The organism is Photobacterium aquimaris, from assembly GCF_002954455.1.
GTDB lineage: Bacteria > Pseudomonadota > Gammaproteobacteria > Enterobacterales > Vibrionaceae > Photobacterium > Photobacterium aquimaris.
This window is the reverse complement of sequence record NZ_MSCC01000001.1, coordinates 715,324-739,128: the sequence shown is the minus strand read 5'-3', so window position 1 is coordinate 739,128 and position 23,805 is coordinate 715,324. Positions and strand designations below refer to the sequence as shown.

The 23,805-nt window shown below is 39.0% G+C and carries 22 protein-coding genes, 2 tRNA genes and 2 pseudogenes; 3 read left to right on the top strand and 23 right to left on the bottom strand.

The window, feature by feature from the left end; translation table 11 throughout:
• The first annotated feature begins 4 nt into the window (after nucleotides 1-4).
• Entirely contained in the window at nucleotides 5-1,465 is a 1,461-nt protein-coding gene (gene cls, locus BTN98_RS03230; protein WP_060996645.1) for a cardiolipin synthase, read from the top strand.
• Nucleotides 1,466-1,539: 74 nt separating this feature from the next.
• Here the strand turns inward: cls and yiaY are convergent, their stop codons facing one another.
• Nucleotides 1,540-2,688, bottom strand: a complete 1,149-nt coding sequence (gene yiaY, locus BTN98_RS03225; RefSeq protein ID WP_060996646.1) for an L-threonine dehydrogenase — start codon at nucleotides 2,686-2,688, stop codon at nucleotides 1,540-1,542.
• 460 nt (nucleotides 2,689-3,148) lie between these two features.
• Between yiaY and BTN98_RS03220 the strand changes: the two genes are divergently transcribed.
• Nucleotides 3,149-5,536 carry a GH92 family glycosyl hydrolase gene (locus tag BTN98_RS03220; RefSeq protein ID WP_060996698.1) on the top strand — a complete coding sequence of 796 codons (2,388 nt, stop codon included), beginning with the start codon at nucleotides 3,149-3,151 and terminating at the stop codon, nucleotides 5,534-5,536.
• Between the two features lie 109 nt (nucleotides 5,537-5,645).
• Here BTN98_RS03220 and BTN98_RS03215 read toward each other — a convergent pair whose 3' ends face one another.
• From BTN98_RS03215 to BTN98_RS20775, 6 genes and pseudogenes are all read right to left on the bottom strand, one after another.
• The gene (locus BTN98_RS03215; protein WP_060996647.1) at nucleotides 5,646-6,920 is read right to left on the bottom strand and encodes a DEAD/DEAH box helicase; all 1,275 of its coding nucleotides are present in this window, start codon (nucleotides 6,918-6,920) and stop codon (nucleotides 5,646-5,648) included.
• Between the two features lie 355 nt (nucleotides 6,921-7,275).
• Nucleotides 7,276-7,366, bottom strand: a tRNA-Ser gene (locus tag BTN98_RS03210).
• A gap of 25 nt (nucleotides 7,367-7,391) precedes the next feature.
• Nucleotides 7,392-7,479 (bottom strand) — tRNA-Ser (locus BTN98_RS03205).
• 211 nt (nucleotides 7,480-7,690) lie between these two features.
• Nucleotides 7,691-8,146: an L-alanine exporter AlaE gene (locus tag BTN98_RS03200; protein WP_060996648.1), complete on the bottom strand. Its 456-nt coding sequence runs from the start codon at nucleotides 8,144-8,146 to the stop codon at nucleotides 7,691-7,693.
• Between the two features lie 405 nt (nucleotides 8,147-8,551).
• Nucleotides 8,552-8,972: pseudogene (locus BTN98_RS03195) on the bottom strand (MIP/aquaporin family protein).
• Between the two features lie 56 nt (nucleotides 8,973-9,028).
• Nucleotides 9,029-9,193, bottom strand: a pseudogene (locus BTN98_RS20775) (sensor histidine kinase); the annotation flags it as partial.
• Between the two features lie 304 nt (nucleotides 9,194-9,497).
• Between BTN98_RS20775 and BTN98_RS03190 the strand changes: the two are divergent.
• Nucleotides 9,498-10,073, top strand: coding sequence for a UPF0149 family protein (locus BTN98_RS03190; RefSeq protein ID WP_060996650.1), 576 nt, complete (start codon nucleotides 9,498-9,500; stop codon nucleotides 10,071-10,073).
• Nucleotides 10,074-10,171: 98 nt separating this feature from the next.
• Here BTN98_RS03190 and nadA read toward each other — a convergent pair whose 3' ends face one another.
• From nadA to ruvB, 16 genes are all read right to left on the bottom strand, one after another.
• A complete protein-coding gene (gene nadA / locus BTN98_RS03185) occupies nucleotides 10,172-11,233 on the bottom strand; it encodes a quinolinate synthase NadA (RefSeq protein ID WP_060996651.1) in 1,062 nt (353 codons plus the stop codon).
• A 484-nt stretch (nucleotides 11,234-11,717) separates the two neighbouring features.
• On the bottom strand, nucleotides 11,718-11,984 hold the full coding sequence (locus tag BTN98_RS03180) for a hypothetical protein (RefSeq protein ID WP_105029945.1): 267 nt from the start codon (nucleotides 11,982-11,984) through the stop codon (nucleotides 11,718-11,720).
• An 18-nt stretch (nucleotides 11,985-12,002) separates the two neighbouring features.
• Entirely contained in the window at nucleotides 12,003-12,314 is a 312-nt protein-coding gene (locus BTN98_RS03175; RefSeq protein WP_060996653.1) for a hypothetical protein, read from the bottom strand.
• Between the two features lie 17 nt (nucleotides 12,315-12,331).
• Nucleotides 12,332-12,658 carry a hypothetical protein gene (locus tag BTN98_RS03170; RefSeq protein WP_060996654.1) on the bottom strand — a complete coding sequence of 109 codons (327 nt, stop codon included), beginning with the start codon at nucleotides 12,656-12,658 and terminating at the stop codon, nucleotides 12,332-12,334.
• Nucleotides 12,659-12,878: 220 nt separating this feature from the next.
• Nucleotides 12,879-13,607: a tol-pal system protein YbgF gene (ybgF, locus tag BTN98_RS03165; RefSeq protein ID WP_060996655.1), complete on the bottom strand. Its 729-nt coding sequence runs from the start codon at nucleotides 13,605-13,607 to the stop codon at nucleotides 12,879-12,881.
• Between the two features lie 21 nt (nucleotides 13,608-13,628).
• Nucleotides 13,629-14,180, bottom strand: coding sequence for a peptidoglycan-associated lipoprotein Pal (pal, locus tag BTN98_RS03160; RefSeq protein WP_060996656.1), 552 nt, complete (start codon nucleotides 14,178-14,180; stop codon nucleotides 13,629-13,631).
• Nucleotides 14,181-14,246: 66 nt separating this feature from the next.
• Nucleotides 14,247-15,572 carry a Tol-Pal system beta propeller repeat protein TolB gene (gene tolB / locus BTN98_RS03155; RefSeq protein ID WP_412779384.1) on the bottom strand — a complete coding sequence of 442 codons (1,326 nt, stop codon included), beginning with the start codon at nucleotides 15,570-15,572 and terminating at the stop codon, nucleotides 14,247-14,249.
• Nucleotides 15,573-15,652: 80 nt separating this feature from the next.
• Nucleotides 15,653-16,786: a cell envelope integrity protein TolA gene (gene tolA / locus BTN98_RS03150; protein ID WP_060996658.1), complete on the bottom strand. Its 1,134-nt coding sequence runs from the start codon at nucleotides 16,784-16,786 to the stop codon at nucleotides 15,653-15,655.
• Nucleotides 16,787-16,789: 3 nt separating this feature from the next.
• Nucleotides 16,790-17,242 carry a protein TolR gene (gene tolR, locus BTN98_RS03145; protein WP_060996659.1) on the bottom strand — a complete coding sequence of 151 codons (453 nt, stop codon included), beginning with the start codon at nucleotides 17,240-17,242 and terminating at the stop codon, nucleotides 16,790-16,792.
• 6 nt (nucleotides 17,243-17,248) lie between these two features.
• Nucleotides 17,249-17,935, bottom strand: a complete 687-nt coding sequence (gene tolQ, locus BTN98_RS03140) for a protein TolQ (RefSeq protein WP_060996660.1) — start codon at nucleotides 17,933-17,935, stop codon at nucleotides 17,249-17,251.
• Nucleotides 17,936-18,340, bottom strand: a complete 405-nt coding sequence (gene ybgC, locus BTN98_RS03135; protein ID WP_060996661.1) for a tol-pal system-associated acyl-CoA thioesterase — start codon at nucleotides 18,338-18,340, stop codon at nucleotides 17,936-17,938.
• A 273-nt stretch (nucleotides 18,341-18,613) separates the two neighbouring features.
• Nucleotides 18,614-18,916 (bottom strand): cyd operon YbgE family protein, encoded by a 303-nt coding sequence (locus BTN98_RS03130; RefSeq protein ID WP_036795408.1) that lies wholly within the window; start codon nucleotides 18,914-18,916, stop codon nucleotides 18,614-18,616.
• A complete protein-coding gene (gene cydX, locus BTN98_RS03125; RefSeq protein WP_036795409.1) occupies nucleotides 18,909-19,016 on the bottom strand; it encodes a cytochrome bd-I oxidase subunit CydX in 108 nt (35 codons plus the stop codon). Before cydX ends, BTN98_RS03130 begins: the two co-directional genes overlap by 8 nt.
• A gap of 14 nt (nucleotides 19,017-19,030) precedes the next feature.
• A complete protein-coding gene (gene cydB / locus BTN98_RS03120) occupies nucleotides 19,031-20,167 on the bottom strand; it encodes a cytochrome d ubiquinol oxidase subunit II (RefSeq protein WP_060996662.1) in 1,137 nt (378 codons plus the stop codon).
• An 18-nt stretch (nucleotides 20,168-20,185) separates the two neighbouring features.
• Nucleotides 20,186-21,772 (bottom strand): cytochrome ubiquinol oxidase subunit I, encoded by a 1,587-nt coding sequence (gene cydA / locus BTN98_RS03115; RefSeq protein WP_060996663.1) that lies wholly within the window; start codon nucleotides 21,770-21,772, stop codon nucleotides 20,186-20,188.
• 1,004 nt (nucleotides 21,773-22,776) lie between these two features.
• Entirely contained in the window at nucleotides 22,777-23,793 is a 1,017-nt protein-coding gene (gene ruvB, locus BTN98_RS03110; RefSeq protein WP_060996664.1) for a Holliday junction branch migration DNA helicase RuvB, read from the bottom strand.
• Nucleotides 23,794-23,805: the final 12 nt, after the last annotated feature.

Genomic DNA, 23,805 nt, shown 5'->3' with positions numbered 1-23,805 from the left:
TTCAATGGAACAGTTTTACCAAATCTTAACGTGGATTGGCATTTTCGCCTATTGGCTATTAATTGCCGCTGTCACTGTACGGGTGGTTTTCAAACGTCGAGCTGTGGGCGTTTCTCTCGCATGGATGATGATTATCTATATCGTCCCATTTGGTGGCGTTATTGCTTACCTACTCTTTGGCGAGCTTAATCTTGGTAAAAAACGCGCAGAACGTGCTCGTGAGATGTTTTTTCCGTTTGCAAGTTGGTTTCAATGTCTCACTGATTGCCCCGGCCACCAGCCTCAAAATATGAGCGATGTTGCAAAACCGATCAGTGATCTGTGTGAAAATCGTCTTGGTTTACCAGGATTAGTCGGTAATCAACTATCGTTAAAATCATCAACTGATGAAATATTACGATCTCTTATTGCTGATATTAATAACGCTCAACACTCAATTCACCTTGAATTCTATATTTGGTATCCTGGTGGTCTAGCTGACGAGGTTGGCGTCGCTCTGATTCAAGCGGCTAAGCGCGGTATTAGAATTCGTATTTTACTTGACTCTGCAGGCAGCATGCGCTTTTTCCGTTCTCATTGGCCAAAGCTAATTCGCGGCGCGGGTATTGAGTTAGTAGAGGCACTCGCAGTATCACCTTTTCGTATGTTCTTACGTCGATTAGATTTACGTCAGCACCGAAAAATAGTGGTTATTGATGACAATATTGCTTACACAGGTTCAATGAACTTGGTTGATCCTGCTTTCTTTAAGGTAGATGCTGGTGTAGGTCAATGGGTCGATGTCATGGTTAGAATCAGTGGGCCTACAGTTTCAGTGCTAAATTGTATTCAAGCATGGGACTGGGAAGTAGAAACAGGACAACGTTTTTTACCGCCCTTACCTGCTTGCAAAATGCCACAACAAGATGAACCTCACTATGACACCGTACAGGTGATCCCATCAGGCCCAGGCATGCCCGATGATATTATTCATCAAGTATTGCTATTAAGTATTTACCAAGCAAAGAAAAGTATTGTTATTACTACCCCTTACTTTGTACCAAGTGAACACTTATTACATGCAATGAAAGGCGCTGCTGAACGTAATATTGAAGTGCATATTGTATTGCCCGATAAAAACGATTCAACCATGGTTGAATGGGCCAGTCGCTCTTTCTTTAGTGATCTTCTAAAATCAGGGGTTCATATTCATCGTTTTCATGGTGGCTTATTACATACTAAATCAGTAGTGATTGATGGTAGTCACTGTCTAATTGGTACTGTTAACCTTGATATGCGCAGCTTATGGCTTAATTTTGAAGTCACAATGGCAGTCGATAACCTAGAGTTCACTCATAAGCTAAGTCAGTTACAGCAAAGTTATATCGCTAACTCCGAGCCTGTAGATAAAGAACAATGGGAAAAACGTTCTGTTCGTAATAAGTTTGGCGAACGCTTCTTCTATATGTTTAGCCCACTACTATAAATACAAAAACGCCTCAATCATGAGGCGTTTTTTATGGATTTATATAGCTAATATTATCTAGTTAATATCAACGATTACATTGCAGCCATAAAGATTTGTGAAATCTCTTCATGCGTTGCTTGTTTAGGGTTAGTGAAACCACACGCATCTTTTAGAGCATTATCCGCTAACAACGCAATATCTTCAGCTTTTACATTTAGCTCTTTTAAGCCAGCAGGAATACCAACATCTTTAGATAATGCCATGATTGCATCAATAGCTGCTGCAGCACCTTGTTGCGGTGTCATTGCATCAACATTAACCCCCATTGCCGCCGCTACATCACGTAGACGCTCAGGACATACTTGAGCGTTATAACGTTGAACATGTGGTAATAATACTGCGTTACACACACCATGAGGCAGATTATAAAAACCACCAAGTTGGTGTGCCATTGCATGCACATAACCTAATGAAGCATTATTAAATGCCATACCCGCCATAAATTGCGCATAAGCCATTTGCTCGCGAGCATGAAGATTTTGACCTTCTTTAACCGCTGTGCGTAGGTTGGCTTCAATTAATTCAATCGCTTTAATTGCAACAGCGTCAGTTATTGGCGTTGCTGCAATTGAGACATAAGCTTCAATTGCGTGAGTTAACGCATCCATACCCGTTGCCGCAGTTAATGAAGCCGGTTTTGCTAACATTAATTGAGGATCATTAACTGACATTAATGGCGTAGTGTTCTTATCTACAATCGCCATTTTAATATGACGGGTTTCATCAGTAATAATACAGAAGCGAGTCATTTCAGATGCAGTACCCGCCGTGGTATTAATCGCAACCACAGGTAACTGCGCTTTTGCAGAACGGTCAACACCTTCATAATCACCAATCTGACCACCGTTAGCCGCCAAAAGAGCAATACCTTTTGCGCAATCATGCGGAGAACCGCCACCCAATGAAATAACAAAGTCACAGCCGTTATCTTTGAGTAATGTTAGACCTTGATCAACGTTAGTAATAGTAGGGTTCGGTTGAGTACCATCATAAACAACAGAATCAATGTCACGCTCAGTTAATAACACTGCAACTTGTGTCACCACACCAATTTCGTTTAATACTTTATCAGTAACAATTAATGCTTTCTTAAAGCCATGTGCTTTAATTGCATCAGCCGCAGCAGTTAAACAACCTGCACCCATAAAGTTAACGGTTGGAATATAAAATGCACTACTCATAATAACTTACCTTATCTTTCAAATATTCATTATCAAATATGCCTTATTCTATAAAGCTAATTTAAGTAATGACACTCAGCTAAAAATACGTATTAGGTATTTTTACGCCTTTGGTTATAAGATCAATTTGATCTAAAACAAATATTGAAAAAACACTGTAACTTATCTGCAATACTATGAAGCAGATCGCAAAATACACACATACATTATGCCCATCAAGAAACAATAACATTCATTGAGGAAACATAATTGGTGCTAAAAACAGCATGAAGCAGTATCACGTTTCAATTTAATCGGTACAAAAGTCCAGTAAATGGTCGCTTTATCATCTTACGATAACCGCTATTCCGCCCTACTATGCGGCTAACGCAGCGCATTATTACTCTTGGTACTTGAAATATTCACATCTTGGCCGATGTGAATATTCCTGCGCTCTATATTTATTAGGTGGAACACTATGATGTTTAAATTGACTCCAATTGCTATTTCACTGGTATTGTCATTAGGTTTATTCGGTTGTAACAGCGATAACAATAATCAAACTCAACCTGAAGTCACCTTACCTACAACACCTATTATTGATATGAGTGTTTTAAAATATATTGACCCCATGATTGGTACTGCTGCCTCTGGACACACATTCCCAGGAGCTGTTATTCCTCGTGGTATGGTGCAATTGAGTCCAGACACCTTTAAAGGCACCAATGCAGATTCTGAAGCAGGTCAAAATCCATGGCATTCAGCCTCTGGTTATTGGGATGCGAGTGACTATGTAGCTGGCGATGTATTAGCAACAAATTTAAACATTTATGGTTTCTCCCATACTCATCTATCAGGTACCGGCGCGACTGATCTCGGCGATATTTTGGTATTACCATATTCAAATATCGCTAATAGTGAAAATAATGCCTTTGATAAAGCAACTGAAGTTGCAACACCGGGTTACTACTCTGTAGTACTTAACAATGGCAATATTAAAGCAGAATTAACCACCACAACCCGCGTCGGCGTCCATCGTTATACCTATGAGAAAGGGGCTGATCGTAAAATCAAACTCGACCTTGCTCATACACTGACCGCCAACAATGGTGAATCTCTGCAGAACCGAGTTGAATTAGTCGATGAATACACCATTCGTGGCCGCCGTGTTTCTACGGGTTGGTTCCAAGGCCAAGATATTTTCTTCTACGCGAAATTTAATCAACCGATTGCCCATGCGTTAATCGCGCGTGATGGCGGTGAAGCAATAGAAATGAAGATGGGTGCAGTTTATGGCTCAATCAATAGTCCAAATAAAGAACAAATCACTTATCTTGATTTTGGCAAAGGCGATCAACCAATTGAAATGCGAGTGGCGCTATCACCGGTAGATTGGGAAGGCGCACAAAAGAACTTAGAAGCAGAAACGCCAACTTACAATTTTGCGAATGTTCAAGCCAAGGCTGAACTTGCATGGGCGCAAGAACTTGCTAGCATTGAAGTAAAAGGTGGTTCTGAGGCAGAGAGAACTAACTTCTACACTGCGATGTATCACGCCATGATCGCGCCAGTTGAATATCAAGACGTCGATGGCCGTTACCGTGATTTGCTAGGTGGTGTTCGCCAAGCAGATGGCTATAAAAACTATTCGGTTTATTCAACTTGGGATACTTTCCGCGCTGTTCACCCGCTGCTAACCATCACTAACCCACAACATGCGACTGACTTAGCCAATGATTTAATCCGTAAATCTCAAGAGACTGGGTTACTGCCGAAATGGGAAGGCTATGGTGAAGAAACAGGTACCATGATTGGCTACCCTGCTACTGCTATTATTGGCGATGCCGTAATTAAAGGATTAGATGTTGATGCACAAGATGCCTTAGAAGCGGCAAAGAAATCAGCTTATTACCGCCCGTATGATTTCCCTCAAATTCCAGATCACACACTGCAAGCGGTGATGGCTGGTCAGTTAAGTTATTACGAACGCGACCAGTGCGTTGGTTTACCTAACTGGAACTCTGTTTCTTACGCACTAGAGTTTTCATACTATGATTGGACCATTGCACAAATGGCAAAAGTGGCAGGTGATGAGGCCGCTTATAATGAGTTTAATGATCGCGCCTATTGGTCACTAAATCATTGGGATCAAGAAGCTGGTTTCTTTGTGCCAGTGAAACTTGATAGCTGTGAGAAGGAATTTACTTCTGATGCCTTTGACCCATATAGCTCAGATGCTTATTGGTATACCGAAGGCAATGCATGGCAGTGGCAATGGACGTTCATGCAAGATCTCGACAAGCTAACCGAAGTGATGGGTGGTACTGAAGGGTTCAATACTAAGCTCAATGACTTATTTACTGCTGATGCCAATGGTGGCGAAAACCATCAAGATATGACAGGCTTTATTGGACAATATATTCATGGTAACGAGCCATCACACCACGTGATTTATCTGTATAACCGTACTAATGAACCATGGAAAACCCAAGAGTACCTCGATAAGGTTTACAAAGAATTCTATAAGCCAACCCCTGATGGCATCATCGGTAATGAAGATGTTGGTCAAATGTCAGCATGGTACATTATGTCAGCAATGGGTTTCTACCAAGTGACACCAACAGATCCAACCTACACTATTGGTCGTCCTATTTTTGATGAGGTAAAAATCAAGCTACCAACAGGCAATTTCACTATCACAGCAGAAAATAACAGCAGTGATAATAAGTATGTGAAATCGGTATTGATTAACGGTAAACCTTTAAATGTCTTTAATAGCTTTGAGCACAATGAAATCAAAGCGGGTGGAACATTACACTTTGTCATGACAGCTGATAAATCACAAGCAATGGCTGCACGACTTAACTAAGTGAGCCGCTGAAATATTATTAGTACCATAAAAAATCCCTCGCTATTGCTAACGAGGGATTTTTAGTTTATGTACTGTTCAAAAAAGTGACCAGTATAACTGGTCTATCTTATGACCAAAAATCATCAGCAGGTGCTGGTTTATTTTTACGTTTCTTTTTACCAGTTCCTTCAGGTTTTGCCATTGGCTTTGCTGCCGCTAACAAAGCTTGTGATTCATCAACTTCAAAACCTTCAACTTGTTCACGCTCAAGACGAACTTTGTTTTTCTTTTCAATAACTTTAAAGTGATGGCTATCTTCATAATCAATTAATGATAACGCTAAACCAACCTCACCCGCACGACCACTGCGACCGATACGATGCATGTAATCTGCTGGGCTACGCGGTAAATCAAAGTTAATCACTACCGGTAGTTTTTCAATATCAAGACCACGCGCAGCAATATCTGTTGCAATCAATACATCAATCTCACCAGCTTTAAACGCTTCTAATACTCGAGTACGCGCACCTTGACCACGATCGCCGTGGAACACTTCCGCAATAATGCCACGCTTTGATAGTTTATCTGCTAAGTGCTCACAACTATTTTTTGCATTAACAAAGATAAGCGCCTGACGCCATTGATGTTGTTTAATCAAATGGGCTAAAACTGCAGTTTTCTCACCTTTATTGACACTGAAAACACGTTGTACGAGTGTGCTTGCATCAACACTTTGTAATTGCAGTTCAACCGGATCGTTAAGTAATGCTTGAGTTAACATCTTAACTTGTTCAGGGAATGTCGCTGAGAACAGTAATGTTTGCTTGTTATTAGGTAATAACGCTAACAACGCAGACAATTCTTCAGTAAAGCCAAGGCTTAACATACGATCTGCTTCATCAAGTACTAAAGTTTTAACCCGATCAAGTTTAATCGCATTGCTTGAAATCAAATCCAATAAACGGCCAGGTGTTGCCACTAAAATATCAGTACCACCACGTAGCGCCAACATTTGAGTATTAACAGAAACGCCACCAAATACGGCAACGGTTTTAATCGCACCATTAAAATGGGTCGCATAAGATTTAATGCTATCTGCAACTTGCTTTGCTAACTCACGAGTTGGTACTAAAACAAGACCAGTCACATAGTTACCCTTAGCGTTTTTAGTCTCGCTAGCTTTAGCTTGGTGCAATTGTTGTAATAGCGGTAAAGCAAATGTTGCTGTTTTACCTGAACCTGTATTTGCGCCCGCAATCAGATCGCGTCCAGCGAGTACACTTGGGATAGCTTGTGCTTGAATCGGCGTTGGTTGTTGGTATTCCAACTCAGTTAATCGTGCTAACAAAGGTGAAATAAGGCCAAGTTCAGCAAAGTTGGCAGGTGTTGTTGTCGTGGTCATTAATATACAGGCTCAAAACTAAAATAATTACTATCATTTTAGCTTATTTAGCCTCTAATCAGTTAGTGATATTCGGTTATGGCGTTAATTGCTATCTTGGTAGAAAATTTATCGAGCTATAGCTAGTGAGTTATTGTCCGTCATTCCGAAACCGAAGCATGAGCTATCGGTGTTCTATTCACCACGCCATTAAGCATTAAAGATACCGATTAAAACACCAATGTAAACAGTAATGCTACAACACGCTGGTAGTAGATTCCCTATCTCGTTCGTAACCTCACTGTAGGGAATGACGGAGGTGGGTTTATTCAGATGTAAAAAAGCCGCTAACTTTCGTTAGCGGCTTTTTTGAATGTGGCGGAGAGATAGGGATTTGAACCCTAGATACGCTATAAACGTATGCCGGTTTTCAAGACCGGTGCTTTCAACCACTCAGCCATCTCTCCAATTTTATATCTCTTAAAAGAGATATGGCGGTGAGGGAGGGATTCGAACCCTCGATACGTTGCCGTATACACACTTTCCAGGCGTGCTCCTTCAGCCACTCGGACACCTCACCACATTGTTGCCAACAACGCTTTGCTTGTCGACGGCGTGTAATATATTGATTTATGAGATCTAGGTCAAGGGTTTTTATGCATCTTTTTTCTATTTGCTGACTTATAATGCAATTTGCACTGTTCTTATACCAATTTTATAGGTTTTGGTCTTTTAACCCAAAAAAAGCACCCAACGGATGCTTTTCATTACACTAAATATGCTAATGACGGTTAAATGATTGGCTGAGCCGCAGCAGTGACACGGAACATTCTACGGCATAACTCAAGAAACTGACCATAAACCACACCTAACGCCCCTGAAACTAAGATGTTACTCATTACTGCTGCAATAACTTGTTCTTTATTGGCACCAACAGCAAACAGAATGCAGGCATAAATCGGCGACTGGAACACCACGTATGCCACCATATCTGACAATCCTTTCATCCATCGCGTAGAAGATAACTTGTGACCGCAGCCAATAACATAATCGCGAAACACGCCATAAGGCCATGCGATTGCGATATTAATAGGAATAGATAATGTACGCGATGCTAATGACTGCTCAAAAGACATGCCTGAAATAAAAACCTCAATCATCATTCCAGTAATAAAGCTAAATACCACCATCGCAAATATATCTGCAGCAGCATTCCTCACTTTAAATGGCAACTTAACAACAGACATTTATCATCCTTACTCTAGCAAAATCAGCCAACAATAACATGGCAAACGTTACTTAAAACCATTTAACTAACACCATGCAGTTTATGTGCGAATTAGAACAGCTTTTTTGCAAAATAAGGCACTATTTTTTAATTCAGTTTAGATTTATTACCTACAAATTCTTACATTAATAGTTATTTTAACCATTTCACTTTTTACTAAAATAGCTTTAAATATTATCTAGTTACATATATTCTTACTACGCATGCATAATAGCTAAAGTATCAATTTTATATCGACTTTATATCTAAAAAAATAAGATATTACAGTACGTAAATACAGCCATGCTCCACATAACGCACCAATGATAGAAGCAACTACCGGCACAAGAAAATAAGGAATATTTCTACCGCCAGTAAACGTTACTCAATCCCAATCTGCAAAGAATGTAAACAGTTTAGGTCCTAAATATCTCGCTGGATTCATTGCAAATCCCGTTAATGGCCCTACAGAACCACCTATAATCGCAACAACTGACCCAATTAACAGTGGCGACATTACTCCTCTCATCTGTTATTGCCAAAATAGAAAACATTAATATCGCGGTAATAACCAACTCAATAATAAATGCCCATTGGGTTGATAATAATGGTTGAGCATAAGTTGAAAAAATAGATGCCGTATCAAGCCCAGATAAACTACCTCTTATAATATGGTGAGTTATTTCATAATTATTTAGCAAGCTACCGTAAATAACAGCCGCGGCAAAAAAAGCACCACCTAACTGTACCAATATATATGGCAGAATTTTCTTTTGCTCAAAGTTATGAAATACAGCAAGTGCAATAGTGACGGCTGGATTTAAATGTGCACCCGATACATCTGCAGGAAGACCAATCCACGGACCAAAAATAATGCTGAAATCATGGCAGTTTCAGCGGGGCATCGGTGAGTTTTCTTAACGATAGATTGAAACAATTGAGTACGCGTTAATAAAAATAAGGTCATTAGCATCAGAACTGCACGTTCAAATACGGCTAATAACATTATTAATTGTTCGCTATACATTGCTTAGCCTTAATATAAAGTAGAATTATTGTGCGCCTCTTGAACGTGTTTTTGTACTTAAAGTCATCAGTTACATCAGAATTATGTTAATGGTGGCAGAGGGATGTTTTAATTAAAATCAAAAATAAACAATTTAATCCTAACACCCCTACTTTATTAATCTTTTTTGACACTAGATGGCAAATATATCGCCCTATGACTAGGTTGTTACCGAGAGACTGTTACAATAGTGGTATAAAGTTCAGTAGTGCATGTATAGTTAATGCATCTGAACACCTAACCATAATTACGCTGAGATTGTTTTATGCCTTCACAACTAAGTACTATTTTGCAAAACTCTCAACTAGCAGATCAATTGCTACCTGAATCACAAACTCGCGGCTTTGTTACTGCTATGGCTGCAGCACCGCATCTTATTGATCCAACTGAATGGTTAGCATTTATGTGGGGTGGTGAAGAATCATCTCCTTTTGAAAACCACGATGATTTAGAAAATTATGCGAAAGCAATCATCGAGATTTGGAACGAAGCACGTGCTGCTTTATTTGAAAGTACTTGGCAATGGCCTGATGGGTGTGCTTTAGACGATAGCCAAATTGTTACTGAGGTTACCAGTAACTTCTGCGAAGGTATGCTTCAAGGTTGGCAATTAGCACGCGATGATTGGGAAACAATTATGCCACCAGACAGTGAAGATAATGCGCTACTTGGTGGAGTATTACTTTCTTTTAGCTTGTTATTTGATCCTGAAACAGCATTAGAAGCACTTAAAGAACAAAATGCTGATGCTTTGGCACAGTTTGAAGAAATCTTTAATGCAATTCCGGTTATGCTATGTGGCTTAACTCAACGTGGTGCACAACTCGTTGCTGCTCAATAATTATTGAGCAGCAATAAACATAAAAAGGCGAATCGATTCTGTTTACTACAATAAGAATCAGATCGTCTCGCCTTTTATTTTAGTTAGTGATGAGTTACTTACGCATTACCTTTAACTTTTAATTGTAATTCTGCAGCAAAATCCAACATGCGATTTAGTGGAATAAGTGATTTCACCCGCACAGCTTCATCAACAAAAATCTCATGCTGATCACCACCTTCAGCTAAAGCAGTATAAATTGCTTTTAAACCATTCATTGCCATCCACGGGCAATGCGCACAACTACGACAAGTCGCACCTGCTCCTGCCGTCGGTGCCTCAATTAATTCTTTATCTGGCACCATTTGTTGCATTTTAAAGAAAATACCTTTATCAGTGGCCACAATTAATTTTTGTTGAGGTAACGTCGTTGCCGCTTTAATTAATTGACTGGTAGAACCAACAGCATCAGCCAAAGCAACTACACTTGCAGGTGATTCTGGGTGGACTAAAATAGCAGCGTCTGGATGAAGATATTTCATTTGTTTTAATGCTTGTGCTGAAAACTCATCATGCACAATACATTCACCCTGCCACAATAGCATCTCAGCGCCAGTGTGTTTTTGAATATAGCTACCAAGATGGCGATCTGGACCCCAAATGATTTTGCAGCCTTCACTATCAAGATGGTCTATAATTTCTAGGGCAATACTTGATGTGACCACCCAATCTGCACGCGCTTTTACAGCGGCAGAGGTATTAGCATAAACAACCACGGTATGCTCAGGATGTTGATCACAAAATGCCGTAAATGCATCCTCTGGACACCCCAGATCAAGTGAACATTCTGCTTCTAATGTTGGCATTAACACCTTTTTTTCAGGTGTTAATATTTTAGCTGACTCACCCATAAAGCGTACACCACACACAATTAAGGTTGTTGCTGAGTGTTGGTTACCAAACCGTGCCATTTCAAGTGAATCACCAACAAATCCGCCAGTCGCTTCCGCGAGAGCCTGAATTTCAGGATCAGTGTAATAGTGAGCAATTAATACAGCATTGTTATCCTGTAGCAATTGCTTAATTTGATTAATATAAACTTGCTTTTCATTATCCGATAAGACAGCAGGTTTAGGTGGAAATGGGTAGATCATTTCCGATGGATCAAATGCAATATTCATTATTCATTTGCTCGTCAGCATCCCTTACATATTTCATTATTATACCCATGAATTTCAAAAATTCACCTTTAACAAACAAATCAGCACCTAATACTAACAAATCACAATACATGTCATCTAGATATAGCGTATGCCCTTACCGTCTATATAAAAATGAATTTATTTGATTTTTATTTTATAAATTCTCTGAGAATATCTCAGAAAAAATTTTATTGATTCCAATCACAGTTTTAAGGTTATTTTTATTAAATAATACTTTATCGCTTTTAAAGCATCGATTTAACTACCTGTAGAAGAGGTGAGACATTGATGGATGTCTATAACTTTCATCGAAACTAGTCTTTACGGTAAATAATTTAAGCCGAAAGCCTTTCTCATTTGAGAAAGGCTTTATTTTTAAAGATCAGACTATCTTTATTAACAGCAAAGAAAGTATTAATAATCTCTTTAGGTAAATGGGTATTACTCAATACTTTAACAATATTTATACTTTGGCCAAAAAAACGTGCGTCTCAAGCTCAGTGACTGAGATCGCTCTATCTGGGTGTTGGAATATGTATTTTATGAATCGATAGTTACCACTACCATCACGGACTGAGATAACCTTCTTACCGTCGCAAAAAAGAGTTTTCGTTTGTTCATCAAAATGAAGTTTTTGCTCTCTTTCTAACATTAGCGTTAATAGATAGATATAAGCACCAACACTCACAGCACTAAAAAAAATAGTTAAGAAAAACATCAATATATTCATATTACTACCCTACTGAATTTATTCACATATTTGCTCTAAATTTTTAGCTGCTACCCATTGTTTAAATCGTTGTCTATCATATTGGCATAATGTTGCAATAGACCCCGTTTGTGCTGTCCAACCATCATTTTTCCATTGCTGAATTTGAGTAAGAACCTCAGCTTCAGAGTGACTCTTGCTTAATGATTGTTCAATAATATTAAATGCATTCTCACCAAGCATCTTAACTACATAATTATCATTGTTTTTTGATTGATAGATAAAAATAGCACTAGTGATCCAGCCCGATAATGCTAATAAAAGCAATAATGCAGACATTAATTTATTCATATTAATAATTCCCATTGCTATATATGCAAACGACAAATGGTCACTATTGCGGAGTCTGATAATATTTGTTTGAATTTTTTGCGATCATTATTACAAATAGTAGTGACAGATCCAGTTTGAGCAGTCCAACCATTTTGAAACCAAAACTGTATTTGTTCGATAATTTCTTGATCGGATTTTTTATCTTGTAGAGATTGAGACACAATATTGTAAGCATTAACTGTGATTTTATCGTTAATAAAATCGCGATCACTATCCAAATGCATAAACATTAAATAAGTAGCAAATAACCATCCCGACACAGAAATGAACGAATACCATAATATTTTTTTTTTATTAAGCACAATAACTCCAACTATCCATAGTATTAAGGTTAAATAAAATTGTAATATTACCAACCTTAACTAACAAAAACGCATCATATCAAAAAAATAATTCACACACACAATGGTTAATTATTAATAAATGTGTCGAGTCAATCAATAAGATTCAATTAACAATGCAAAAATACATAACATAAAAAAACCTGCATAATCGCAGGTTTTTTCTTAAGCAATAATAACCTTAGTGCTTCGATAGATTAGCTAACGCAGACTGCGCTTGTTTGGCACTGGTTGAGTTAGGATAATCTTTAACAACTTCAGCATAGTAAGACATTGCTTTAACAGTATCATTACCACGCTCAGCAATAACACCTAGTTTTAATAAAGCATCAGCACGCTTACTTGAATCCTTAATGCTTGCAACAACACCAAAATTCTGTGCTGCTTGTGCTAAATCATTTTGCGCAAAATGAAGTTGTCCTAACCAATAGCTCGCATTAGGTTTATAAACCGAGTTAGGATAAGTGGTTAAGAAAGACTGGAAAGCTTTCGTTGCTCCTTGATAATCTTTCTTTTTCAAAATCAAATTAACCGCGTTTTGATAAGCATCATTCTCACTCATATTTTTAGAGTATGCTTCTGTTGGCGCTTTAGTAACTTCTTTCACAGCAGGAGCGGCTTTTACCGGCTGACGGCTTAATTGATCCACATCGTTATATAACTGACGCTGACGTTCTTTCATTTGCTTAATATCGTAGCTATTACGTTCTACTTTGCCACGAATATTATCAAGATCAGCCGACATTTGATCTAATTGACGTTGAACCTGCAATTGCGCTTGCCCTTGTGCTTCAAGCATCCGTTCTAACGTTTGTAAATTAGCTGCTGAAGCAGGAGCGGCGACCACTTGGGTCGCCGCACCAACCAGCAACACTAATGCAAATTGACGCATTATTTTGTTACTGTTCATAATTATCAACCTACATTTTAATTAGTATACAATCACTGCGCGACGATTTTTCGCGTAGTCCGCATCAGTATGTCCAAATAGAAGTGGTTTCTCTTCACCGTAACTTACGATAGACATTTGGTTAGCAGGTACACCTAATGCTTGTAAATACTGAGATACCGCAGTTGCACGACGCTCACCAAGGGCAATGTTATATTCAGGCGTACCACGCTCATCAGCATGGCCTTGAACGACAACCTTAACATTAGGATTGTTACGTAAGTATTCTGCATGTGCTTCTAGCATTTTTTGATATTCAGGTTGAATTTCAGAGTTATCAAATTTAAAGAATACTGTTTGTTGTTGTTGACGTAGCTTTTGCATTTGCTGTTCATGCAGTTGCTGCTCGGTCATTGCACCACTTTGATCAACAGGTGTAGAGATCGTTGTTTGACCAGCGCCTGCGCCACCAATACCACCATTTTGATTTTGAGATCCCGCCGAGCTACCCGTACTATCTGTTGAACTACACGCAGCCAATGTCATCATTGGTAACGCAATTGCTAAGCCTTTTAAAATTCGGTTAAGTTGCATCTATTTTTCATCCTTTATCATTCAGTAATACTCATTATTTGAGTATGTTATTGTTCTATAATTCAATTATAGGAATGGACCCCAAGCAGGTGCACGAACACGCTTACTTGTTGACGGTAAACGGGCCTGGAATCGACCATCAATAGATACCAAAGACAATTCATAGCCATTCTTTTGTACTGAACTATAAATAATCATGCTACCGTTAGGAGCAATACTTGGTGATTCAGCCAATTTTGCTTTAGTTAAAATCTGAACCGCACCGCTTTTTATATCTTGTTTAGCGATGTTATAGCCACTATCTGAACGATTGACCATCACTAAAAAACGGCCATCTGGGGTAATTTGAGCCCCCATATTTTGACTACCTTGCCATGTTACACGTTGCGTATCGCCAGTGGCTAAATCAAGATGGTATATTTGTGGACGACCACCACGATCTGAAGTGAAATACATTGATTTTCCATCAGGCGTCCAAACTTCTTCAGTATTATTAGCACGACCATGGGTCACTTGACGAAGTTCTTTAGTACGTAAATCTTTAATATAGATCTGTAAACTACCTGTTTTTGATAATACCATCGCTAGCTTAGTGCCATCCGGTGAAAATTGCGGAGAACCATTATGACGAGGGTAATTCGCTACAAGTTCACGGGTACCTTTATATATGTTCAGAATGAAAATTTCAGCCTTGCCATTTTCAAAACTAACATAAGCTAACTTGCTGCCATCAGGAGACCAAGCAGGTGACATTAGCGGTTGCTTTGATTTTAAAACAACACGTTCATTATAACCGTCATAATCAGCAACACGTAGCTGGTATGGGAATTGAGAACCTTGATTATCATCAACATAAGCAATACGGGTTAAAAATGCGCCACGCTCTCCAGTTAATTTTTGATAAATCATATCAGAGATTCTATGTGCGTATTGACGCATACGATTTGGCTTGACTACAGCACGATTATTTAACAGTAAGTAATCACTTGCAGTACCTTGCGAATCACTATTCAACTTACCTTTAACAACGTCAACCAATTGATAATCAATAATATAATTGCCATCTTTATCTTGCGTAATACTACCAGTTACAACAGCATCAACCCCTAATTTAGTCCACGCGCTATAATTAATTTGACTCTCATTATAAGGGCGTTGTGGTAACTTATTATTTGCGATTGGACTAAATTTACCGCTACGTTGTAAATCGGAAGCTATGACCGCTGAAATATCGGTAGGTAATTTATTTTGACCTTGCCACTCAAAAGGCACTATTCCTATAGGACGGGCGGAGTCAACACCATCAGTGATGACTAAATCAAGTGCAGCATGTGCAAATTGGCTAACGCTTAGTAAGGCAAAAAATACACCTATCATCCAACGTTTCATCAATCGCTCCTTATAGTTACGAAAGCCGTAACTACTGTTACGGCAAAAAATTAAATCAGTATTTTACACATTCAACCAACAATCTATGGACTAACTGTTAAGTTAATAACCCGTAATTGCTTAACCACATCAGGATTGTCTGGCATCGGAAATTCACTTACTTGCAGCACTGCTGATTTAGCTGCTCGGCAAAGCGTGTCATTTCCTGCTAGTTGCGATACATTCAACACTAGACCATTAGCAGATAAACGCAGTGTTAACTGACATTTTTGTCCTTTAAAGCTTTGATCAACTAATAAATTTTGTTGAATCATTTGCTTGTATATCGTGCCATAACGGGAAACTTCATCAGCAATATGTTTACCTTTAGCGCCACCGCGTTGTTCATTCTCAGCTTCTAACCCCGAAAACATATCATTTAGCGCTGCATCTTGTTTGGCTTGAGCTTCTGCCTTGGCCTTAGCGTCTGCTTTAGCCTTAGCTTCTGCTTTGGCCTGAGCGTCTGCTTTAGCCTTTGCGTCTGCTTTAGCCTTTGCTTCTGCTTTAGCCTTTGCTTCTGCTTTAGCCTTAGCGTCTGCTTTGGCCTTAGCGTCTGCTTTGGCCTTAGCGTCTGCTTTGGCCTGAGCGTCTGCTTTGGCCTTAGCGTCTGCTTTGGCCTGAGCTTCTGCTTTGGCCTGAGCTTCTGCTTTGGCCTGAGCGTCTGCTTTGGCCTGAGCTTCTACTTTAGCCTGAGCTTCTGCTTTGGCCTGAGCTTCTACTTTAGCCTTAGCTTCTGCTTTAGCCTGAGCTTCTGCTTTGGCCTGAGCTTGTACTTTAGCCTTAGCTTCTGCTTTTACTTTAGCTTCTGCTGCTTGTTGTTGCTGCAATTGACGTTGTTTTTCAGCTTCGCGGGCTGCTTTTTCAGCATTTAATTTATCAGCTTGTAATTGTCGTAATCGCTCTGCTTCTGCTTTACGTTGTTTTTCAAGCGCTGCAGTTTGTTGTTCAAGGCGATCTTGACGTGCTTGTTCAGCATCTTTAGCTGCTTGGCGTTGCTGACGAATTTGCTGAGCTTGTTGATTTAACATCGCGGGATCAACCATCGTTGCTTGAATGGTATTTCCAACCGATTGTTTGTGATCAAAGGTAAAATCAGCACCCCATAATAACAACCCAATAAATAACGCGTGAATCGACACCGATATAATGACAGACTTCGAATAATTACTTTTCTTCATGCCTCAATTTCCGGGCTTATCTAGCGGATCTGTCATCAAACCAACAGATCCCACCCCAGCATGACTCAGTGCATCTAAGGTTTCGACAATATTCGCGTAAGGTGTGCGTCCATCTCCACCAACCATAACCAAGGTTTTTGGATCACTCGCAAGTTCAGCTTTGACTCGACCAATAAGCTCATCAAGGCTTAACCCATGTATCATGTCAGCATTATCAATACTCACCCCTAAATTGCCATCTTTATCAACTTCGACAATGATTGGTGGAGTATCGCTATCTTTATTTAATTGTGCGACGGTTTCAGCCGTTTGAGTTTTAGGCAAATCAACATCTACCCCTTGGTTTACAAACGGAGCAGTCACCATAAAAATAATCAGTAATACCAGCATAACGTCAATGTAAGGGACGACATTAATTTCAGCCGTCATTTTGCGTTTCTTCGGTTGATAAGCCATTGCTTATTACTCCTGATTCGCTGCAAATGCCTGACGGTGTAAAATACTTGAAAATTCTTCCATAAACGTTACATAAGTATGTTCAAGTTTAGTCACTTTATTTGTAAGACGGTTATAAAACATTACCGCAGGGATCGCAGCAAAAAGACCCATTGCCGTTGCCACCAAGGCTTCTGCAATACCAGGAGCAACCATCGCTAATGTGGCTTGTTTCACTGCACCTAGAGCAATAAATGCGGTCATAATGCCCCATACTGTACCAAAAAGACCAATATAAGGACTGATTGAACCAACAGTAGCAAGGAATGGTAAATTAGTTTCTAGTTCATCAACTTCTTTTGATAAAGAAACTCGCATTGCGCGCCCAGTACCTTCCATTACCGCTTCTGGTACTCGACCATTACTATGATGTAAACGCGCAAACTCTTTAAAGCCAGAGTAAAAAATACGTTCAGAGCCAGTCAATTCATCTTTACGCTGTTGTACTTCTTGGTATAACTGAGATAAATCAATACCAGACCAAAACCGATCTTCAAATTGGGTTGCATTACGTTCTGCACTATTTAGTACTTGCGAGCGTTTAATGATCATTGCCCAAGAAGCAATCGACATTCCAAGTAAAATAAGCATAACCAGTTTTACCAACAAACTTGCTTGCAAAAAAAGGTCTAAAATGGTTAATTCTGAGTTCACTTAATATATCTCCGGCTTTAATTGTACAGGTAAAGCTATTGGTTTCATGATGGTTGGATTAATACAGGCAATTTTTACAATCGCGCGGCAAAATACCACATTGTCGTCATTAACGAGTTCTTGATTAAATTCTATTGATGCGCGGCGTACATTTTGAATAGTTGTATTAACAACAAGCTGATCATCTAACTTTGCACCACGGATAAAATCAATATTCATACTACGCACAACAAAACTCATATTATCAGCAAATAATTGTTGCTGACTTAAGCCTATATAACGCAGTAATTCTGTCCGTGCTCGCTCAAAAAACTTTAAGTAATTAGCGTGGTATACCACTCCACCGACATCAGTATCTTCATAATAAATGGTAATTGGCCATTTAAAAATATCTTGTTCTTTCATTGGATACCCATACCCGTCATACCTACACCGCGGCAATTATCGCGTTTGGTGTACTACTATACCCTAACTCACCGAATGATGGTTATCGTGAAACACGCTAGATAGTGCATTTAACAAAAAAATGAAATTTGTCAGTAGGTTCTGACAATCAAATCACAATTCTGTTCAGTTATCATGCGTAAAAAATGACATGTTAAATTTGGTTACAATTTACGCACAAAAAAAGCCTGTTCCATTACGGCAACAGGCTTTTTAGATTCTATCGATTAGCTATTATAAAAAGCGTAATCCAAGAATATATAATAATACAGGCAGTGCGATATAAGGTGTAAAGAACACCTGAAAATACCACCGACGTGGAACAAAACCCATACCAAACACCATCGCGCTACAGGTTGCCCAAATCATCAACGGTGCTAATCCTGCACTAAATCCACCAATATCTTCAGCAAATTGTCGAGGCTCCCACATTAATAACCCAGTAACAGTCAACGCCATTACTATTGCTAATAATTTAAGCGGCAGAACACTCAATGGTGCATGAATTAGCTTAACCGCACGATCTATATTACTCACTGTCTTTATCCATATTTTCAGTTGTCTCAAGCCATAATGCATTGACAATACCGAAAGAACAAGCCAGAAGAACACCTAGAATCCAAGCGAAATACCACATAGTTCATCTACTCCTTAGTACAGTGATGTTTTGTTGTCTTCGATATATTTCGTATCAAGACGACCAAACATTTTGTAGTAACACCATGCGGTGTAAGCCAAGATTACCGGAACCATTACAAATGCAACAAGAGTCATAATGTGTAATGTGTATTCAGATGACGTTGAATCCCAAAGAGTCAAACTCACATTTGGATCTAAGCTTGATGGCATAATGAATGGGAATGTTGCAAAACCAAACGTTAATACGACACCAACAACTGTTAAGCTTGAGAACAAGAATGCGAAACCACCACGATCAGCACGTGAACACAATGCTGTCAGGATTGGCATTGCCACAGCTAGAATTGGTGCAATCCACAATACTGGGTAGTTGTTATAGTTAATAAACAACGCGCCTACTTGACGAACAACTTCTTTGGTTAATGGATCTGACGCCGCATTAGCTAATACTGGTGTTGTCATCACATAGCCGTTAATGCCTTGAGCAACAAAACCCGCAATAATAAACACGACAGCCATTAATAATGACGAAATAACAGCAACATTACGCGCTCGTGCATGAATCGCATCTGTTGTTTTCAATTGTAAGAATGCTGCACCTTGGGTGATGATCATTAATAAACTCACAACACCACACAATAAAGCAAACGGATTTAGCAAGCCAAAGAATGAACCTTTGTAGCTAGTGATCATAAATTCATTTACTTCAAATGGTACGCCTTGCATCAGGTTACCAAAAGCAACACCAAAAATTACCGGTGGTATAAAGCTGCCAACAAAGATCGCTTTATCCCACAAATCACGCCATTTTGTATCCGTTAACTTAGAACGGTAATCGAAACCTAATGGACGTAACCATAGTGACGCTAACGTAATAATCATTGCTACATAAAAACCAGAGAATACTGTTGCGTAAACTAATGGCCATGCTGCAAATAATGCACCACCAGCGGTGATCAACCAAACTTGGTTACCATCCCAGTGCGGTGCAATTGAGTTAATCATTACTCGACGCTCGTTATCTGTCTTACCAATGATTGGTGACAGCATACCAACGCCCATATCAAAACCATCTGTGATTGCAAAACCGATGCACAATACACCAATTAACACCCACCAGATGACTCGCAAGCTTTCATAATCAAACATTATTCTGTTTCTCCCTGCTTACACTTCAACCTGACGTGAAACCACATCTTGTGCCGTATCTTTTTGTTCAAAGTGATAACGACCCGTCTTTAAGCTACTTGGACCTAAACGCGCAAACTTAAGCATTAGGTACACTTCGGCAATCAAAAACAGCGTGTAAAGTCCAATAATTGCAGCTAACGAGAACCATAATTGTGATGGTTCAAGGCTAGAGGCAGCCATATGTACGGGTAGAATTTCACCGACAGCCCATGGTTGACGGCCGTACTCAGCCACAAACCAACCAGCTTCAATTGCAATCCAAGGTAATGGAATACCATACAGTGCTGCTTTAAGTATCCATTTATTACCCGTAATTTTATGACGGCAAGATTGCACAAATGCAGCACCAATAATGGCAAACATTAGGAAACCAGCACCAACCATGATACGGAAGCTAAAGAATAGTGGCCATACGCGAGGAATGGAGTCATCAACAGCTTGTTGAATTTGTTCTGGTGTCGCATCAACAACTTTATCAGTGTAAGGCTTCAATAACAGCCCGTAACCTAAATCGCCTTTTACTTCATCAAATGCGGCAATATTAGCTGGTGTCTTATCACCTGCACGCAGTTTCTCAAGTAATCCATAAGCAACCATACCGTTACGAATACGCACTTCATGTTGTTTCTTCAGATCACGAATACCCGTTACTTGAGTATCAAGTGAACGTGTCGCAATAATACCCATTAGATATGGAATCTTAATCGCGTAATCTGTTTCCATTGTTTCTTGGTTAGGGAAACCAAATGCAGTAAATGCTGCTGGTGCAGGTTCAGTATGCCATTCAGCTTCAATCGCAGCTAACTTGGTCTTTTGAACATCACCTAATTCATAACCAGATTCATCACCTAGGATCATTACTGAAACAATTGATGCTAAACCAAATGCTGCTGCAATAGCGAATGAACGACGTGCGAAAGCAATATCACGTCCTTTTAGTAAGTAGTAAGAACTTACACCAAGGATAAACATCGCACCACATACATAACCTGATGCAACTGTATGAACGAATTTAACCTGAGCAACAGGGTTAAATACAACGTCTGCAAAGCTCACCATTTCCATACGCATGGTTTCAAAGTTGAAATCCGCCCCTACAGGGTTTTGCATCCAACCATTAGCAATAAGAATCCATAAGGCTGAGAAGTTAGAACCTAACGCTACTAACCATGTCACGACAAGGTGTTGGCGCTTTGATAGACGATCCCAACCAAAAAAGAACATACCGACTAAAGTGGATTCGAGGAAAAACGCCATCAGTGCTTCGATTGCTAACGGCGCACCAAAGATATCACCAACGTAGTGAGAATAATAAGCCCAGTTTGTACCAAACTGGAATTCCATGGATAGGCCAGTAGCAACACCTAACGCAAAGTTAATCGCGAAAAGCTTACCCCAGAACTTTGTCATGTCCTTGTAGATTTGCTTGCCGGTCATTACATAAACTGACTCCATAATGGCTAATAAGAAAGCCATACCTAGAGTCAATGGAACGAACAAAAAGTGATACATAGCTGTTAAAGCGAACTGTAACCGCGATAGTTCGACGACATCAGTTAACATTGATAACTCCTTTTTTCACCAGGCTGACTGGTGCAGTACTACACAGTGTACCGATTATTGGGTTTAGCCAATCGTAGATAACAAACCGCAATATTGGTGATCTTCCTGATCGCATTTATCATGATGATAATGGCGTCCATTCTATTGTTGCAGTTTTGTACCAAAAATATTGTTTTACTGTTATTCTACAGCTAATAAAGTCAACTCTAATATTACAGATATCAGCAATAATCTTCAAAGTATTTATTAATAGTTTTGCTTTGATATTTATCAAATAATATACCGCATGAAGACAGCTAAAGCGACAAACCTGATCTACATCAATAAACACTAAGTTTCAGAGTGTTCAATGCAATTTTATGTTAATTATCTTTTAAATTTACACTTAATAAATTAACACATCACCACGCAATCTATTTTCATTTGATCATAAATCACACGATTCCAACAATGTTACCACCACGTGAACAACACAAAAAAATCTTTAATAAACAATATCATGCAACATTTAGTTAACCCATACCCTTATCGCTAATTAGGACTCATATCCCTATATTTATTCTAATGTTGACACCAAGAATACCCTTAAAGAATAAAAAAACATTTGATTACACACCATTACGATAAAGCGACATTATTGACTGTGATTTTTTAATCAAAAATAAAATAGCTAATCATTTTGTATTAAATAGATTTTAATCATTAGATTATGTTTCAATTAAAGAATGATTTTATAGTAGAAAATTATTCAAATTTAAGGTCAAATTATCACCATAATCAGTCACAAACTTCACAACACTAACGCGATCCGTTGCCGACAAAATAACACTGCTGCAATTATTAAAATTTATTCAAACTTTAAGGTGTTATGGAATGGTAATAATTGTTATTTTAATTAACATTGTTATTGATAAATATATTTGTTATTCCGTTTTAATAATATCGAGATATAAAAAAACGAGATTATAATAATCTCGTTTTTGCTGGTTATTTTTTATTTAACATTATTTTGTATTGGGTATATCGAGCCCAAAATGCAAATAAGCACGCTGAGTAGCAATTCGTCCCCGTGGCGTTCGTTGTAAAAAACCTTGCTGAATTAAATAAGGTTCAAGCACATCTTCTATGGTGTCTTTTTCTTCACCAATTGCCGCAGCAAGATTATCTAAACCAACTGGCCCGCCCATAAACTTATCAATAATAGCCATTAGTAATTTACGATCCATATAATCAAAACCGCTACTATCAACGTCAAGCATATCGAGTGCTTTACTGGCAACCTCAGGACAGATATGACCATCACTTTTTACTTCTGCATAATCACGTACTCGACGCAATAATCGATTTGCAATACGTGGCGTTCCACGAGCACGCATTGCCATTTCCATCGCACCACCCTCTTCAAGTGATAAACCAAGATAACTAGCACTGCGCGATACAATATCTTTCAGATCGTCGACCTTGTAATACTCTAAACGTTGTGTGATACCGAAACGATCGCGCAATGGCGATGTTAGCGATCCCGCACGAGTTGTTGCGCCAATTAAAGTAAACGGGGGCAAATCAATTTTAATTGAGCGTGCAGCAGGCCCTTCACCAATCATGATATCTAATTGATAATCTTCCATTGCGGGATAAAGAATTTCTTCTACTTGCGGGCTTAAACGGTGTATTTCATCAATAAATAATACATCGTTCTCTTCAAGGTTAGTCAATAATGCAGCTAAATCACCCGCTTTTTCAAGTACAGGCCCGGAAGTGGTACGAATACTCACTCCCATTTCATTAGCGACAATATTCGCAAGCGTTGTTTTACCTAAACCTGGAGGACCAAAAATCAACAGATGATCGAGTGCTTCGTTACGACGTCTCGCCGCTTGAATAAAGATTTCCATTTGATCACGAACATGATCTTGACCTTGATAATCATTGAGCAATTTCGGACGAATAGCACGATCAATAATATCATCTTCGCGTGGTGTCTCGAAATTACTGGAAACCAGTCTATCGGCTTCAATCATAATAAATACCTA